The following is a 993-nucleotide window of genomic DNA, read 5'->3' on the forward strand; positions in this document are numbered from 1 at the left end:
GTTTACTATATTTTGAATCTTAAGCCAGGGTTAATACCCTAAAGATATGAAAACTAATTATCGACATTTTACTATGAAACAATTAGTTATAATTGTATATTCATTGATGGTAAAACGTTGATAAAGTAATATTTACGAGTGATTTGATTCATTTCTTTGAATTTTAAAATCAGAATTATATATTGTAAATATCGAAGGATCCGAAACCAAAGAAGTATTAAGCAATCTCCTTTCAATATTTATTTTTAACTTTTATCATTAGATGTTTCCTTAAGTAATTTATAACCAGCTTCTTCAAAAGATTAAAAATGGCAGATGAAACGGCAAGACTAAAAGAACTTAGATCATACCATATTATGGGTTCTCCTCCAGAAAAGGAACTAGACGAATTAGCTAAAATTGCCTCTTTGATTTGTAATGTTCCCATTTCTTTAATCACAATTATCGATAAGGACCGCCAATGGCTTATGGTGAATTCGGGATTGGGCATTAGTGAAACCAAACGTAAAGATTCTTTTTGTCAACATGCCTTGCATAAGCCTAAAGAAGTATTGGTGGTACGGGATTCAACTAAAGATTTACGCTTTAAGAACAATCCTTTTGTAATTGGTGAACCAAAAATACGCTTCTATGCGGGCGCACCACTAGAGACTCCTAATGGCAATGTCTTGGGCACCTTATGTGTGCTTGATAATCGGCCAAGAAGTATCTCTTCCAACCATAAGAAGGCCTTGCAAATATTGGCCAAAAAAGCAATGGATTACCTCAATACCCGCAAATTACTTTTAGAACAAAACAGTAAAATAGAAACCAATATATCTGAACTTAAAAAGTTAACAGACAATGTTCCAGGTGGTATTTTTCAACTAAAAATGGATCCAAATGGTGAGTTGAATTTCGAGTTTTTTAAGCAGTGGAATGAAGGCTCTTCACCCAACCATCAACTTTGAAGAATGGGCAAAATCTCCTGAATTGGGTTTTTCATTGATTCAT

At 33.3% G+C, this 993-nt stretch carries 1 protein-coding gene; it reads left to right on the forward strand.

Features of this window, described 5'->3' with window-relative positions; all coding sequences use genetic code 11:
* Positions 1 to 308: 308 nt before the first annotated feature.
* Positions 309 to 950 carry a GAF domain-containing protein gene (locus tag ADIWIN_RS04945; protein ID WP_051155411.1) on the forward strand — a complete coding sequence of 214 codons (642 nt, stop codon included), beginning with the start codon at positions 309 to 311 and terminating at the stop codon, positions 948 to 950.
* The last annotated feature ends 43 nt before the right edge of the window (positions 951 to 993 follow it).

This window comes from Winogradskyella psychrotolerans RS-3 (assembly GCF_000427335.1).
In the GTDB taxonomy this organism is placed as follows: Bacteria; Bacteroidota; Bacteroidia; order Flavobacteriales; family Flavobacteriaceae; genus Winogradskyella; species Winogradskyella psychrotolerans.

Coding starts and splice junctions, on each gene's coding strand:
- ADIWIN_RS04945 (WP_051155411.1), top strand. CDS start 309: ATGGCAGATGAAACGGCAAGACTAAAAGAACTTAGATCATACCATATT.